Annotated in this window: 17 protein-coding genes; 6 read left to right on the top strand and 11 right to left on the bottom strand. The window is 64.1% G+C overall.

The window, feature by feature from the left end; all coding sequences use genetic code 11:
* Positions 1 to 79: 79 nt before the first annotated feature.
* Complete coding sequence (locus tag I6F24_RS18860; RefSeq protein ID WP_036028502.1) at positions 80 to 682, bottom strand: MSMEG_1061 family FMN-dependent PPOX-type flavoprotein; 603 nt, start codon at positions 680 to 682, stop codon at positions 80 to 82.
* A gap of 76 nt (positions 683 to 758) precedes the next feature.
* On the bottom strand, positions 759 to 1,112 hold the full coding sequence (locus I6F24_RS18855; protein ID WP_036028558.1) for a hypothetical protein: 354 nt from the start codon (positions 1,110 to 1,112) through the stop codon (positions 759 to 761).
* A gap of 259 nt (positions 1,113 to 1,371) precedes the next feature.
* On the opposite strand from I6F24_RS18855, the gene I6F24_RS18850 reads away from it, so the two are divergent.
* A complete protein-coding gene (locus I6F24_RS18850; RefSeq protein ID WP_225149104.1) occupies positions 1,372 to 1,641 on the top strand; it encodes a DUF2277 domain-containing protein in 270 nt (89 codons plus the stop codon).
* Positions 1,642 to 1,734: 93 nt separating this feature from the next.
* Complete coding sequence (locus I6F24_RS18845) at positions 1,735 to 1,950, top strand: hypothetical protein (RefSeq protein WP_225149103.1); 216 nt, start codon at positions 1,735 to 1,737, stop codon at positions 1,948 to 1,950.
* Here the strand turns inward: I6F24_RS18845 and I6F24_RS18840 are convergent.
* The 3 genes from I6F24_RS18840 to fabG all read right to left on the bottom strand — a co-directional run bounded on the left by I6F24_RS18840 (position 1,947) and on the right by fabG (position 3,841).
* Positions 1,947 to 2,471 (bottom strand): collagen-like protein, encoded by a 525-nt coding sequence (locus tag I6F24_RS18840; protein ID WP_036013214.1) that lies wholly within the window; start codon positions 2,469 to 2,471, stop codon positions 1,947 to 1,949. The genes I6F24_RS18845 and I6F24_RS18840 overlap by 4 nt on opposite strands.
* Positions 2,472 to 2,643: 172 nt before the next feature.
* Positions 2,644 to 2,892, bottom strand: a complete 249-nt coding sequence (locus tag I6F24_RS18835; protein WP_036013218.1) for a helix-turn-helix domain-containing protein — start codon at positions 2,890 to 2,892, stop codon at positions 2,644 to 2,646.
* 181 nt (positions 2,893 to 3,073) lie between these two features.
* Positions 3,074 to 3,841 carry a 3-oxoacyl-ACP reductase FabG gene (gene fabG, locus I6F24_RS18830; RefSeq protein WP_225149102.1) on the bottom strand — a complete coding sequence of 256 codons (768 nt, stop codon included), beginning with the start codon at positions 3,839 to 3,841 and terminating at the stop codon, positions 3,074 to 3,076.
* Between the two features lie 111 nt (positions 3,842 to 3,952).
* Here fabG and I6F24_RS18825 point away from each other — a divergent pair, with 111 nt between their 5' ends.
* Entirely contained in the window at positions 3,953 to 4,438 is a 486-nt protein-coding gene (locus I6F24_RS18825; protein ID WP_225149101.1) for a J domain-containing protein, read from the top strand.
* Between the two features lie 78 nt (positions 4,439 to 4,516).
* On the opposite strand, the gene I6F24_RS18820 is transcribed toward I6F24_RS18825, so the two are convergent.
* The 3 genes from I6F24_RS18820 to I6F24_RS18810 form a co-directional block, all read right to left on the bottom strand.
* Positions 4,517 to 4,768 (bottom strand): hypothetical protein, encoded by a 252-nt coding sequence (locus tag I6F24_RS18820; RefSeq protein ID WP_036013225.1) that lies wholly within the window; start codon positions 4,766 to 4,768, stop codon positions 4,517 to 4,519.
* A gap of 238 nt (positions 4,769 to 5,006) precedes the next feature.
* Positions 5,007 to 5,267, bottom strand: coding sequence for a hypothetical protein (locus I6F24_RS18815; protein WP_036013227.1), 261 nt, complete (start codon positions 5,265 to 5,267; stop codon positions 5,007 to 5,009).
* Positions 5,268 to 5,424: 157 nt separating this feature from the next.
* Entirely contained in the window at positions 5,425 to 5,808 is a 384-nt protein-coding gene (locus I6F24_RS18810; RefSeq protein ID WP_225149100.1) for a RidA family protein, read from the bottom strand.
* 517 nt (positions 5,809 to 6,325) lie between these two features.
* On the opposite strand from I6F24_RS18810, the gene I6F24_RS18805 reads away from it, so the two are divergent.
* Complete coding sequence (locus I6F24_RS18805; RefSeq protein ID WP_036013234.1) at positions 6,326 to 6,760, top strand: hypothetical protein; 435 nt, start codon at positions 6,326 to 6,328, stop codon at positions 6,758 to 6,760.
* A 143-nt stretch (positions 6,761 to 6,903) separates the two neighbouring features.
* Here the strand turns inward: I6F24_RS18805 and I6F24_RS18800 are convergent, their stop codons facing one another.
* Positions 6,904 to 7,599, bottom strand: coding sequence for a glutathione S-transferase family protein (locus tag I6F24_RS18800; protein ID WP_225115101.1), 696 nt, complete (start codon positions 7,597 to 7,599; stop codon positions 6,904 to 6,906).
* A gap of 241 nt (positions 7,600 to 7,840) precedes the next feature.
* Between I6F24_RS18800 and I6F24_RS18795 the strand changes: the two genes are divergently transcribed.
* The gene (locus I6F24_RS18795; RefSeq protein ID WP_225149099.1) at positions 7,841 to 8,386 is read left to right on the top strand and encodes a phosphohydrolase; all 546 of its coding nucleotides are present in this window, start codon (positions 7,841 to 7,843) and stop codon (positions 8,384 to 8,386) included.
* Positions 8,387 to 8,400: 14 nt separating this feature from the next.
* On the opposite strand, the gene I6F24_RS18790 is transcribed toward I6F24_RS18795, so the two are convergent.
* Complete coding sequence (locus I6F24_RS18790) at positions 8,401 to 9,048, bottom strand: glutathione S-transferase family protein (protein ID WP_225149098.1); 648 nt, start codon at positions 9,046 to 9,048, stop codon at positions 8,401 to 8,403.
* Positions 9,049 to 9,291: 243 nt separating this feature from the next.
* Between I6F24_RS18790 and I6F24_RS18785 the strand changes: the two genes are divergently transcribed.
* Positions 9,292 to 10,233, top strand: coding sequence for an abortive infection family protein (locus I6F24_RS18785; protein WP_225149097.1), 942 nt, complete (start codon positions 9,292 to 9,294; stop codon positions 10,231 to 10,233).
* A gap of 69 nt (positions 10,234 to 10,302) precedes the next feature.
* On the opposite strand, the gene thiC is transcribed toward I6F24_RS18785, so the two are convergent.
* Positions 10,303 to 12,201 carry a phosphomethylpyrimidine synthase ThiC gene (gene thiC, locus I6F24_RS18780; protein WP_225149096.1) on the bottom strand — a complete coding sequence of 633 codons (1,899 nt, stop codon included), beginning with the start codon at positions 12,199 to 12,201 and terminating at the stop codon, positions 10,303 to 10,305.
* Between the last annotated feature and the right edge of the window lie 121 nt (positions 12,202 to 12,322).

Raw genomic sequence — 12,322 nt, 5'->3', positions numbered from 1 at the left:
CTCCATCGTCATGGCCGGGCTTGACCCCGGCCATCCACGTGTTGCCGCACGTCGTTTCGTTTTGCGGAACCGCTCTCGGCTACAGCTGCGTCTTGTAGAGCTCTTCCACGGCCTCCTGGCTCGCCGGTTCGCCGAGGCCGGTCTGCTCGTGAATGACCGTGACGATGCTCGGCATCACCGAGCGCTGCACCTTCTCCGACCCCCACAGATTCGAGCGCATCAGCGCCTTGCCGCAATGGAAATAGACCTCGCTGACCGCGACGTTCAGCACCGCGCGCGGCGGCTTGCCGAATTCCACCATCGAGGCGAGCAGATCCGGGTCGGCCGACAGCGTGCCGCGGCCGCCGACGCGCAGCGTCTCCTCGATGCCCGGCACGAAGAACAGCAAATGCACGAAGCCTGAGCCTTCGACGACGTTGCGGAAACTGTCGATGCGGTTGTTGCCGGAGCGGTCGGGCATCAGCAGCTGGTTGGGGCCGGCGACGCGGACGAAGCCGATGCCGCCGCCGCGCGGCGAAGCGTCGACGCTGCCGTCCGCTCCCGATGTCGCGAGCACGCAGAATGGCGACATCTCGATGAATTTCTTCGCATGCGCATCGATCGCGGGCCGTGCCTTCGCGATCACGCGCGGGCTCGGCTTGGCATAGATGGTGGCGAGGTCTTCGGCGCTAAGATCGGTCAACGGCGTGCCTCCGCTTCAGCTGGCTTCAAGCTACCCGATCGGGCCGTCGCCAGCCAATGGAAATTACCAAGGCGCGTTACACCGCATCCGCCGGCACGAAGCAGCTGATGATGATGGAGCCGCGGTGGTGGACGTACCACACCACGGCCTGGCCGATCGGATTGCCCTGGTCGCGGATGATGGCGCGTCCGGGCACCTCGATCCATTGTCCCTCGATCGGCACCCAATAAGCGCCATTGCGCACGTCATACTCGGTGCGATGGCCGTCGGAGATGTCGCAGCAGGGAACCCCGTTCGGCGCGATCACGCTCTTGAACCAGGCGCGGATGTCGGGCGGAACGTGGTCGTATTGGCCATTGTCGCGCGCGAACGCAACGTTTGCCAGCGCTGTCGCCGCAACCAACCAAACGCACAGTGCGAGCCTGTGCATGCGATCCTCCTCGTCGCGTATCGTGCCATGGGCGCGCGATTGTCCTGCGCGTCTTTCCCTATCGTTGGCACGGATTAAGCCTGAGCCGTCACTGCAATGCATGCTCAAATAATATGCGATGCCGGCGCCCCCGCTTATGATGCGCTGCGAGATCAGCTTGTGGCGATGCGCATCCACCAAGTTGGTCGCAGAAGCGAGAAGGCGGATGTAGGATTTCGGCTCGGACCTTCGTCTTAAGGAAAACGCCGGGAGAATGTGCATGTGCCGCAACATCAAGACGCTGTTCAACTTCGAGCCGCCGGTGACGGAGGATGAGATCCACGCCAGCGCGCTGCAATTCGTGCGAAAGCTGTCGGGTTTCAACAAGCCGTCGCAGGCCAACGAGGCGGCGTTCGATCGTGCGGTGGCCGAGGTCTCCGAGGCGGCGCGAAAACTCCTGACCTCGCTGCATACGAACGCGCCGGCGCGCGACCGCGAGGTTGAGGCGGAGAAGGCGAAAGAGCGTTCGCGGCTGCGCTTCGGTACGTGAGGTCAGGCAGCGTGCTCCGTGATCTGGCTCACGGTATCTGCTGCCTCGGCTTGCGATGATGGCGGCCGGGGTTTTGATCGCCCGGAGCACGACATGAGCCACCCCCTTCTTCCTTTGAAAGCAGGTGCCATCGTCTTCACGCTGCTGTGGACCGCGTGGATGATGTGGTGGGGCGGCTCGTTCTCGAGCGCGAACGTGATCATCCTCGCCCTGTGCGGCGCGGCGGTCGGCTATCTCTGGTATCGCGCCATGCGCTGGCAATTCGAGCGCATGGGCATGCTGCCGCGGCGCGAGGATCGGCCCGACTAGACCCGTCGGCTATCCTTGCCCTGCTTCTTCTTTTTCTTTTTCTTCCTGTGATCGTCGACGTCATCGCCCTCGTCATCGACGATTGCCTCGTCGGTCTCCTGGACGGCGGCTTCGAGCGCTTCGCGCTCGGCGGCTTCGCGCTCGCGCTGGCGGCGGCGTTCGTCCCAGGCGTCGAAGAGCTGGTCGAGCCAGGGCAGCACCTGCTCGATCGACGGCAATTGGCCGGGCGGACCCGGCTCGCCGCGCGGGCCTTGCGGCCCCGCCGGTCCCTGCGGCCCGGCAGGTCCCGGTGCGCCGGCTGGCCCACGCGGACCGGCTTCGCCCTGTTTGCCTTGCGGACCGGGCTTGCCGGGCGGCCCGGCCTTCCCGACCGGGCCCGGCTTGCCCTGCGGCCCGGGCTTGCCGCGTGCGCCGTCGGGGCCGCGCCGGCCCGGATGCCCCTGTGGCCCCGGCCGTCCCGGCTCGCCTTGCCGCCCGCGAGGCCCCTGAGGCCCCGGCCGTCGTCCCTGGTCGTCTGCCACGCCACCGCTCCCTTCACCTGGAGCAAGCTACTTAGCGGCGTTTGACGACAGCAGCAATTCTGCCCGCGCATCGTGCCAGGCTTGATCAACATCAATCGGCGGCGCGAGCGGCCGCCTCATCGATCGCGCGTGGCTGCGCAGCGCGCCGTCGCTGGCCGATTGATGTCGTGCGCTAATCCTGACAGGCGGGCACGTCGATGCCGGAGGCGGCATAGAGCCTGATCTTGTTGCGCAGCGTGCGTACGGAAAGGCCGAGCACGCGCGAGGCGCGCGTGCGGTTGCCGTCACAGCGCGCCAGCGTCTGGATCACGAGCTCACGCTCGACCTCGTCGACGGTGGCACCGATCAGAAGCGGAACGATCTGGTTCGGGGCAAGGAATTGTGCGTCCGGCCCGGACGCGGCGACATGAACAGTGGTCATCAAAACACCTCCCGATCAACGCCCGCTTCCATCGTCGGAAGCGGATCGAGAACCAACGACCCCCAAGCCGTGAATCTACGGTGGTCCGGTTTGGTTAATGAAAGGTTAATTGGAGGGGCTGCACCGAATTGATCTTGAGAATGCCCAGATGCCGCCGCGATTGGTGCGAGCCTCGCATCCCTCACACCGTGCGATAGCCGCCGTCCACCATCACGATGGTTCCGGTGACATAGGCCGACAGATCGGAGGCGAGGAACACCGCGGGGCCGACGATGTCCTCGGGCTTGCCGGTGCGCGCCAGCGGGGTGTGATCGATGAAAGCCTGCACCAGCGCCGGATTGGTCGCGCGCGCATTGGCGTTGAGGTTGGTCTCGATGAAGCCGGGGCCGATCGCGTTGACGCGCACGCCTTCCTTGCCGAGCTCGACCGCGAGCGCCTTGGTGAAGCCGAGCACGCCGTGTTTCGAGGTGGTGTAGGCCGCCGAGCTCGGCGTGCGCAGATGCACGAAGGACTGGATCGAGCCGATATTGACGATGCGGCCTTTGCTGGCGCGCAAGGGCGCGAGGAACGCCTGCGTCACGTTGAACACGCCGTTGAGGTTGAGCGAGATGATGTCGTTCCAGTCCTTCGCCACCGTCTCGGTCTCCGCGGTGAAGGCGTTGCGGCGGGTGATGCCGGCATTGTTGACGAGGATCGAGACCTGCCCGATCTTGTCGGCGATCTGCCTGGCGAGCGCGAAGCAATCCTCGCGCCTGACAACGTCGAGCGCAAAGCTCTCGGCCTTGCCGCCCGCTGTCCGGATCTCCTGCGCGGCCTCCGCCGCCGTCTCGGCGTTGACGTCGAGCAGCACGACCTGCGCGCCCTCCCGCGCATAGCCGGTGGCGATCGCCCGGCCGATTCCGGAACCGGCGCCGGTGACGACAGCGATGTGGTTTGCGAGCAGCGCCATGGCAGTTTCCTCCCGTTTTCGTTTCGAAGTTTCACGAAACGCTAACGCGAAATTAAGGGGTCGGAAACGGCGGCCTTGGCATACTGATCCTGATTGCTAAACGTTGCGCGCATGATGGAACGGCTCGAAACCTGGAAACTCGCTCTGGAGCGGCTGCGGTCGGCGCAAGCGCCTGACTGGGCCGAGGCCGGCCGGCTGGTGGCCGAGATCGCGCGGATGAGCAGCGACGTCACGCTGCGCCAGGCTGCCGAGCAGGCGCTGCCGGTGCTGCGCCAGGCCGTCGACAACGACGATCATAGCGTGACGCTGGCGGCCCAGCGCCGCGTCGGTGTCGTGCTCGAGGTCGTGCACGATCTGACCGCGCCGCGCTTCGGCCGCCGCAACGCCGCGCCGAAGAAGCTTTCCAGCGAGGATCGCGCCCGCAAGATGCTCGGCCTGCCGCTCGCGGTGCAACTCACCTGCGAGGACATCAACCAGGCCTATCGCCGCGCCGCCAAGGGCCTGCATCCCGACCAGGGCGGCAGTGCCGAAGCCTTCATCGACCTCGCCGCCGCGCGCGACATCCTGATCCATCCCGGCGCGCACAAGGACGCGTGAGCGTTTCAGGCCTCGAAAAGCAAACCGGGCAAGGACGCCCGCGTCCTTGCCCGGTTCTTCGTCCGCCGATCGATTACCTTACCACTTGCAGCTGCCGCTCTTGAGCGCGGCGTCCTTGACCATGAGTGCATCGACGAAGGTCGGCACGCTGGCGCTGGCGCGGTGATAGCCGGCCGGCCACGGCGTGGTCGGGATGCTCTCGTCCCAGATCTGGCAGAAGCCGGTGTCCTGCCAGCGGATCAGATGATAGCTGGCTTCGGCCGGGCTCGCGGCGACGAACGCGGTGACGGCAAGACCGGCGGCAGCGCACAGCATGGAAATACGACGCATGATCAGCTCCTCAAATGAATGATGTGATGCGCCTCCCGACAATGACGGGGAGGGGTGGTGCGGGACGCGCTTGGCATGCGCCCCGGACAAGATGTGAGTAGTTCCACCCGCCGCCGAGGTTCAAAAAATGTGCGTGGGACAGGTCTGATGGCGGCCGGGGAAGCGCTTCAGGCCACGCAAAGCAAAAGGGCGGATCGCCCGCGCGACCCGCCCTCCAAACGCTACTCTCGCGCCCGGCTCAGAGCGTGCACTTCCGCTCGGTGCGCATCTTGATCTGCAAGTCCGAGGCCTGCTGGAAGGTCGGGAACGGCTTGCTGACGACCTTGTAGGTAGAGACCCCGAACTGGAACGGCTTGTACTGCAGGTCCTCGTTCCAGACCTGGCAGATGCCGGTGTTGTCCCAGCGGATCACGTAATAGCCGACCTTCGCGGAGGCGGGCACGGCGAACACGGAACTAGCGATGCCGGCAACGGCACTGAGCGCGAGAAGGCGACGCATGAAGTATCTCCTGGTGGGACATGGGACCGAAAAAATTCGTGCGGTAAAAGCAGGTCCTTTGCAAGCCGGGGGGCCGCCATTCACGGACATGTCAGCTGTGCCCAACGCATTTGGTTTGGACGCGTGCCCGATAGGTCACACGCAGCTGACTAGGCTTCTACTTGGCCAGCGAAGCGACCGCCTCGATCTCGATCAGCATCTTCGGATCGGGCAGCGCCTGCACCACGCAAGTTGTGCGCGCCGGGTACGGCGGCGGGCCGAAGGCGCCGGCATAGAGCGCGTTCATCGCGGCGACGTCCGAGGCGCGGGTCAGGAGCACGTTGACCTTGACGAGATCATGCATGCCGGCGCCGGCCTCGACCAGCACGCGCTTGATGTTGACGACGAGATTGGCGAACTGCGTCTCGAAGCCGTCGGGCAGCGCACCATTGGCATCGAAGCCGGGAATGCCGGAGACGAACAGGAGGTCGCCAACCCGCGTCGCAAAGGACAGCGGCGGCGCCTTGACATGCGGCGGGGGCGCGAAATGCTGGATCGGCATGGGATCACCTCAGGACGGGGGCGGACGCAGGAGCGTAGCGGCTGGCGCGGGGATGCTCAAAACAAAAGTGCGAAAACAACCCCATGCACAGTAAGCGCCGCACGGAAATCATTGATGTTTTCCAGAATTCGCGAAACGCGAAGCATCCGGTTGCTCCGTCGGGCAAAACAGGGGCATTATGGCACGATGGCGATGGTGGTCTTCGCCTCTCCCCGCGTGCGGCCTGCGCGTGGCGAGAGAGCAGGCCATTCACCCGTCATTGCGAGGAGCCCTTGCGACGAAGCAATCCAGACTGCCGCCGCGGAGCGATTCTGGATTGCTTCGCGGAGCCTGTCATCGGGCCGCGCTTCGCGCGGACCCGTTGGCTCGCAATGACGGAGCATGAGGACCTTCCGCGAGTCTCGCCGCCGCCTTGCTTGCGGAAACGCCCGCCGATCATGTTGCCGCCCCGATCGATCAGGTACATTCGCTCCGTCTGATTCGAACCCTCCTTTAAAAACAGCCCCCGGAGACCCCCATGAAGCTCGCATCCACCCTCCGCGCCGCGTGCGTCGCCATCGTCGCCCTGGCTGGCCTCTCGACGACCGCGCAGGCCGACAGCGGCTTCGTGACGCTGACGATCTACAAGGCGGGCTGGATCATCGGCGGCTCGGGCGGCTCGGGCGTGCTCAACTTCCGCGGCCGCTCGTACGGGCTCTCCACCGGCGGCCTCGACTACGGCCTGGTGTTCGGGGGATCCAAGACCGTGCTGCGCGGCCGCGTCTCCAACATCAACCGTCCCTCCGACGTTGCCGGCGTCTACGGCGCCGCCGGTGCCGGCATCGCCGTCGGCTCCGGCGCCCGCGCCATCGTGCTGACCAACCAGAAGGGCGCAGTGCTGGAGCTGTCGGGCACGCAGGTGGGGTTGATGGCGAATGCGGATCTCAGCGGGCTTGCGATCACGATGCGGTAGAAGACGGTGCCGTAGGGTGGGTTAGCCCTGCGGATCCGCGCAGCGAATCCGCGGGGCGTAACCCACCTCTTTGGCGTCTCCGGAGACGAACAGTGGTGGGTTAGCTTCGGACAGCGCTTCGCGCCGCCCGAAGCTAACCCACCCTACGATTTCCCGACCATCGCATGCACCCGCTCGCAATGTGCGACGAGGTTAGCGTGCGCATCGACGAAGGCCTTCAGCGGCGTCGGGATCGGAAAGTAATAGATGTTGGCGATGAAGCCGTAGATGCCGGCATCAACGCTCGTCGGCGCCGCGCCGTGTACGAAGCCTTGCGCCGGCGCGATGTCCGCCAGCACCTGCAAGTCAGCGAGCCCCCGCGCGTAGGCCTGCTCGGGCGTGTAGCGACCGATGCCCTGGAAGTGATAGCGCTGCGCGTTGTAGGCCTTGGCCTTCTCGAAGCCGGTAGGGTCGATCTGCGGATGCTGCGCGATGAAGGCGTCGCGGAACGCCGGATAGAAGCGCTCGTCCTTCCAGCGCGAATAGGACATCACCCAGTAGAGATCGTCCAGCATGCGCGTGACGAGATGGTCGGTGCGGCGCTGTTCCGATGACAAGCCGGCGTCGATCGTGAGGCGGTATTTCTTAGTCGCGTGCGCGATGATGGTCTCGCTGTCGCCGATGATCTCGCTGTCGTCGACGATGTAAGGCAGCTGCCCGCGCGGCGCGGCCGAGGCATCGAAGACGTGCTCATGCACGAACGGCACGCCCGCGAGCTTGAGAAACGCATAGACCTTGAGGCCGTAGCCGTTGTTGTCGGCGACGCCGAAGAGCTCTGGGTAGGAGTAGAGGGTCAGCATGGGCGGGCTCCTCCGGGGTGGCGGAGGCCAGCATGCTAGGGAGTGGAAACGGATGCAATCCTCGTAGCCCGCAGAGCGCAGCGACATGCGGGAATGGGCTCCCCGGATATCGCTTGCGCTCATCCGGGCTACGTCAGAGCGCCATTTGCGAATTGCCTTTTGCGCAATAGGATGACCGCAATCCTCTGGTCCGGGAGATCACGATGGCCATCAACAAGATCGACGACGTGAGACTTCGCCCATGACCCGCGACGAATTGGTCGCTGCCTATGCGGCGCCCGGCCGCCACTATCACAATCTCGCGCATATCGAGGATTGCCTGGCGGCGCTCGCGCGCGCCGAGGGTCTTTCGGCCGCCGAGCGCGAGACGCTGTCGGAAGCGATCTGGTGGCACGACGCCGTCTACGATCCGACGCGGACGGACAACGAGGAGCGCAGCGCGGAGCTCGCCGAGCAGCACGTCCGCGCCGAGCTTCGCCAGGAGGTCGGCCGCCTGATCCGCTTGACCAAAACGCACGACGTTCCCCCCGGCGATCGTCTCGGGGCGATCCTGATCTCGATCGACCTCAGCATTCTCGGCGCCGATCCCGCCCGCTACGATGCCTATGCCGCCGCGATCCGCCGGGAGTTCAGCCATGTCGCCGAGGAGGACTATCGGGCCGGCCGCGCCCGCGTGCTGCGCCGTTTCGCGGCACGCGAGGTCATCTTTCCCGATCCGGCCTTCGCCGCGATGTTCGATCGGCAAGCCCGTGCCAACCTCGCCCGCGAGCTGGCCAAGCTGAGCTGAAGCGGCTAACCGGGCTACGAACGCGACGCGGCCGTGAACACCGCCAGCTGCGCCTCGAACGCCCGCCTGAACGCCGGCCGCGCCTCGCCGCGGGCGACATAGGCGGCAATATCGGGATCTTCGTCGAGCAGGCCTGACGTGTTCAACCGGCGCAGCACCGTCACCATCAAGAGATCGCCGGCGCTGAAAGCGCCGTCGAGCCAGTCGGCCTCACTGATGTGGCGGGACAATTCGCCGAGCCTGGTGCGCACGCGCTCCTGCAAGCTCGGCAGACGCTCGGCGTACCAGCTCCTGTCGCGCTCGAACAGCATGGCCATGTTGAGCTCGACAATCGGCGGCTCCACCGTGCTCAGCGCAGCGAACATCCATGCGACCGCGCGGCTCCTCGCGTTGGCATCCTTCGGCAGCAAGCCATCATGGCGTTCGGCGATGTGGAGCACGATCGCGCCGGACTCGAACAGCGTGAGATCGTCGTCCTCATAGGTCGGGATCTGCCCGAACGGATGCAGCGCGCGATGGGCAGGTTGTTTCATTGCCGCAAATGAGACGAGGCGAACGTCGTAGGGCTGGCCGACCTCTTCCAGCGCCCAGCGCACCCGCATGTCGCGCGCGTGGCCCTTGCCGCGGTCGGGGGAGGACTCGAATGCGGTGATGGTGGGCATGGGGGCTCCAGCAGGATCGCGGTTCGGACCCAGAGGAACGAACGGTGGGCGCGAACTCCGACAACGTGCCGCCTCCGCTCGCAGGAGGGGAAGCTAGTTTAGTTGGAGGTCCATCAACGGGCTGGGCATGGTATTCGGGTAGCTGCAGTTGCGCAATCGGAAGACCTGATAGCTCCGAATTGTGCGTTGCGGCTAGAGGCCCTTGATCTCACGTCCTTGGTTTAGACCAGCCGGGAGAAGCTATTGACCGACCAGTCTGTTCCCGATTCTAGGGCGCCACTATCGAGATTGATAGACCAGCGGCTTGCGCATTCGCGATATGACGCCATTTACTCCGATTGGCAAAAAGCAATTGGTCGATTGGAGGATGACCGCGATGGTGCAGTAACAGCAGCTCGCGCGATGCTCGAAACTATGTGCAAGACTGCGCTAGATGAGCTCGAGATTCAATATGACGATACATGGGATTTGCCGAAGCTATATTACCTCGTGGCATCGAATCTCGGAATCGCTCCAACTCAGCATACCGACACTTTGTTTAAGTCAGTTTTTGGGGCGAGCCAGACGATTGTTACCCGCGTAGGCGAGATGCGCAACAAACTGGGAGATGCGCACGGGAAGGCGAACTTGAACCGAGAGGTGCCACGCCATCATGCTGAGCTGGCGGTAAATCTCTCCGGAGCGATATGCTGCTTTTTGGTCGCTTGCTTGGAAAGTACTGTTGCCGCGAAAAAGCTTCGAGCACCGGATGGAAGCGTTGTTCTAAAGTTTGATGTTGCAACTGTGTGGCGTCTCGTTGATCACGCCAGAAATGCTCCAATTTCTCTCCCTTGGGATGGTAGGAAAAGTCCGAAACGAGCGCTTTGGCTTGTGGGAGATGCTGGGATTTATTTGATGAGTAACGGTAGCCCGGCAATGGATCAGAACGGAGCGTTGATCAAAAAGAAAAAGAATATAGGGGTTCAGCGCTTAGTGGCTCCTGCGCTTGGTTGCGATCCGGCACATAATGCGTTCGAAGATTGGTGGCCAGTCCACAATGCGGTTGATGACGGGAGCGACTTCAGCATTCCAATAGCGATCAAGCAATTCGAGGTGGTTCTGCCCTTGTGCAGGTCACAGATTGTGATTCTGCTAAGTCCAAAAAAATACACGATACTAAGTGACGCCGAGTATCTGAAGCTTTGAGATGAGGTGATGCCGCGCGTTTCGAATGGTGGGTGTCCGGAATTGGTCCGGACACCCTGGAGAAGGCCCTCACAACACCCGATTGCTCTCCTTCACCTTCTCCGCATCCAGGTACAAGCTCTCGCCCATCTCCTTGAACTTCGCGCTCATCTTCGCCATGCCGTCCTCGGCGGTGCCGCTCATCGACATCCCCACGCTGTTCGGGTCGTTCAGCGTTGCCGCGTAATCCCGCACGTCCTGCGTGATCTTCATCGAGCAGAATTTTGGGCCGCACATCGAGCAGAAATGGGCGACCTTGTGGGCTTCCTTCGGCAGCGTCTCGTCGTGGAAGTTTTTCGCGGTGTCGGGATCGAGGCCGAGGTTGAACTGGTCGGTCCAGCGGAATTCGAACCGCGCGCGGGAGAGGGCGTCGTCGCGCAGTTGCGCGGCGGGGTGGCCCTTGGCGAGGTCGGCGGCGTGGGCGGCGATCTTGTAGGTGATGACGCCGGTCTTGACGTCGTTGCGGTCGGGCAGGCCGAGATGCTCCTTCGGCGTGACGTAGCAGAGCATGGCGCAGCCGAACCAGCCGATCATGGCTGCTCCAATGCCTGACGTGATGTGGTCGTAGCCCGGCGCGATGTCGGTGGTCAGCGGCCCGAGCGTGTAGAACGGCGCCTCGCCGCACTCCTTGAGCTGCTTATCCATGTTGATCTTGATCTTGTGCATCGGCACGTGGCCGGGGCCTTCGATCATGACCTGGCAGCCCTTGTCCCATGCGATCTTTGTGAGCTCACCGAGCGTCTCCAGCTCCGCAAACTGCGCGCGGTCGTTGGCGTCGGCGATCGAGCCCGGACGCAGGCCGTCGCCGAGCGAGAACGAGACGTCATACTTGCGCATGAGGTCGCAGATCTCGTCGAAATGGGTGTAGAGGAAGCTCTCCTTGTGATGCGCCAGGCACCACTTCGCCATGATCGAGCCGCCGCGGGAGACGATGCCGGTGACGCGGCTGGCGGTGAGGTGGATGTATTGCAGGCGGACGCCGGCGTGGATGGTGAAATAGTCGACGCCCTGCTCGCACTGCTCAATCAAGGTGTCCTTGTAGAGCTCCCAGGTCAGCTTGACGGGATCGCCGTTGCACTTCTCCAGCGCCTGGTAGATCGGCACGGTGCCGATCGGCACCGGCGAGTTGCGCAGGATCCATTCGCGCGTGGTGTGGATGTTGCGGCCCGTGGAGAGGTCCATCACGGTGTCGGCGCCCCAGCGGATCGCCCACACCATCTTCTCGACTTCTTCCTCGACCGACGAGGTCACCGCCGAGTTGCCGATATTGGCGTTGATCTTGGTCAGGAAGTTGCGGCCGATGATCATCGGCTCGAGCTCTGAGTGATTGATGTTGGAGGGGATGATGGCGCGGCCGCGCGCGATCTCCGAGCGCACGAACTCCGGGGTGATGAAGGCGGGCACCGAGGCGCCAAAACTTTCGCCGTCGGCGAGCGCGGCTTCGGCGCGCTCGAGTTGCTGCTTGCGCCCGAGGTTTTCGCGCTCCGCGACGTAGATCATCTCCTTGGTGATGATGCCGGCGCGGGCGAATTCGAGCTGCGTCACCTTGTGGCCGTCGAGGCCGCGCAGCGGCTTGTGATAGGCCGAGAAGGCGCGCGCGGCCTTGTCGGTGGAGACGCTACCATTGTCCTCCGGCTTGATCTGCCGGCCCTCATATTCCTCGACGCCGCCGCGCTCCAGCACCCATTGCTTGCGGTTGCGCGCCAAGCCGGCGTTGACGTCGATGGTCACGCTCGGATCGGTGTAGGGGCCCGAGGTGTCGTAGACCGGCAGGTTCGGCTCGCCGGCGCCTTCGGAGAGGATGATCTCGCGCAAGGGCACGCGGATATCAGGCGCGGCGTCGGGGGTCGCGAAGATTTTCCGCGAGGAGGGCAGGGGGCCGGTGGTGACGGCGGGGACGGTCTTTTCGGGGTTGGAGCGGATGTTCATGGGATCCTCCGGTTTAATTCGTTTGCATTGGCGCCGAGACGACGCTGGTGAATTCTTGCTCCGTCATTGCGAGCGCAGCGAAGCAATCCAGAAATGCATCCGCGGAAGCAGTCTGGATTGC

It is taken from the genome of Bradyrhizobium sp. BRP23 (assembly GCF_020194135.1).
GTDB lineage: Bacteria > Pseudomonadota > Alphaproteobacteria > Rhizobiales > Xanthobacteraceae > Bradyrhizobium > Bradyrhizobium yuanmingense.
Note: the sequence above shows the minus strand (reverse complement) of the source record. Positions and strands in the feature narration are given on the sequence as shown.

What these genes read in the sequence shown, in the direction of transcription:
- I6F24_RS18855 (WP_036028558.1), bottom strand. Translation starts at nt 1,112, where the DNA reads ATGCACAGGCTCGCACTGTGCGTTTGGTTGGTTGCGGCGACAGCGCTG.
- I6F24_RS18850 (WP_225149104.1), top strand. Translation starts at nt 1,372, where the DNA reads ATGTGCCGCAACATCAAGACGCTGTTCAACTTCGAGCCGCCGGTGACG.
- I6F24_RS18845 (WP_225149103.1), top strand. Translation starts at nt 1,735, where the DNA reads ATGAGCCACCCCCTTCTTCCTTTGAAAGCAGGTGCCATCGTCTTCACG.
- I6F24_RS18835 (WP_036013218.1), bottom strand. Translation starts at nt 2,892, where the DNA reads ATGACCACTGTTCATGTCGCCGCGTCCGGGCCGGACGCACAATTCCTT.
- fabG (WP_225149102.1), bottom strand. Translation starts at nt 3,841, where the DNA reads ATGGCGCTGCTCGCAAACCACATCGCTGTCGTCACCGGCGCCGGTTCC.
- I6F24_RS18825 (WP_225149101.1), top strand. Translation starts at nt 3,953, where the DNA reads ATGATGGAACGGCTCGAAACCTGGAAACTCGCTCTGGAGCGGCTGCGG.
- I6F24_RS18820 (WP_036013225.1), bottom strand. Translation starts at nt 4,768, where the DNA reads ATGCGTCGTATTTCCATGCTGTGCGCTGCCGCCGGTCTTGCCGTCACC.
- I6F24_RS18815 (WP_036013227.1), bottom strand. Translation starts at nt 5,267, where the DNA reads ATGCGTCGCCTTCTCGCGCTCAGTGCCGTTGCCGGCATCGCTAGTTCC.
- I6F24_RS18810 (WP_225149100.1), bottom strand. Translation starts at nt 5,808, where the DNA reads ATGCCGATCCAGCATTTCGCGCCCCCGCCGCATGTCAAGGCGCCGCCG.
- I6F24_RS18805 (WP_036013234.1), top strand. Translation starts at nt 6,326, where the DNA reads ATGAAGCTCGCATCCACCCTCCGCGCCGCGTGCGTCGCCATCGTCGCC.
- I6F24_RS18800 (WP_225115101.1), bottom strand. Translation starts at nt 7,599, where the DNA reads ATGCTGACCCTCTACTCCTACCCAGAGCTCTTCGGCGTCGCCGACAAC.
- I6F24_RS18795 (WP_225149099.1), top strand. Translation starts at nt 7,841, where the DNA reads ATGACCCGCGACGAATTGGTCGCTGCCTATGCGGCGCCCGGCCGCCAC.
- I6F24_RS18790 (WP_225149098.1), bottom strand. Translation starts at nt 9,048, where the DNA reads ATGCCCACCATCACCGCATTCGAGTCCTCCCCCGACCGCGGCAAGGGC.
- thiC (WP_225149096.1), bottom strand. Translation starts at nt 12,201, where the DNA reads ATGAACATCCGCTCCAACCCCGAAAAGACCGTCCCCGCCGTCACCACC.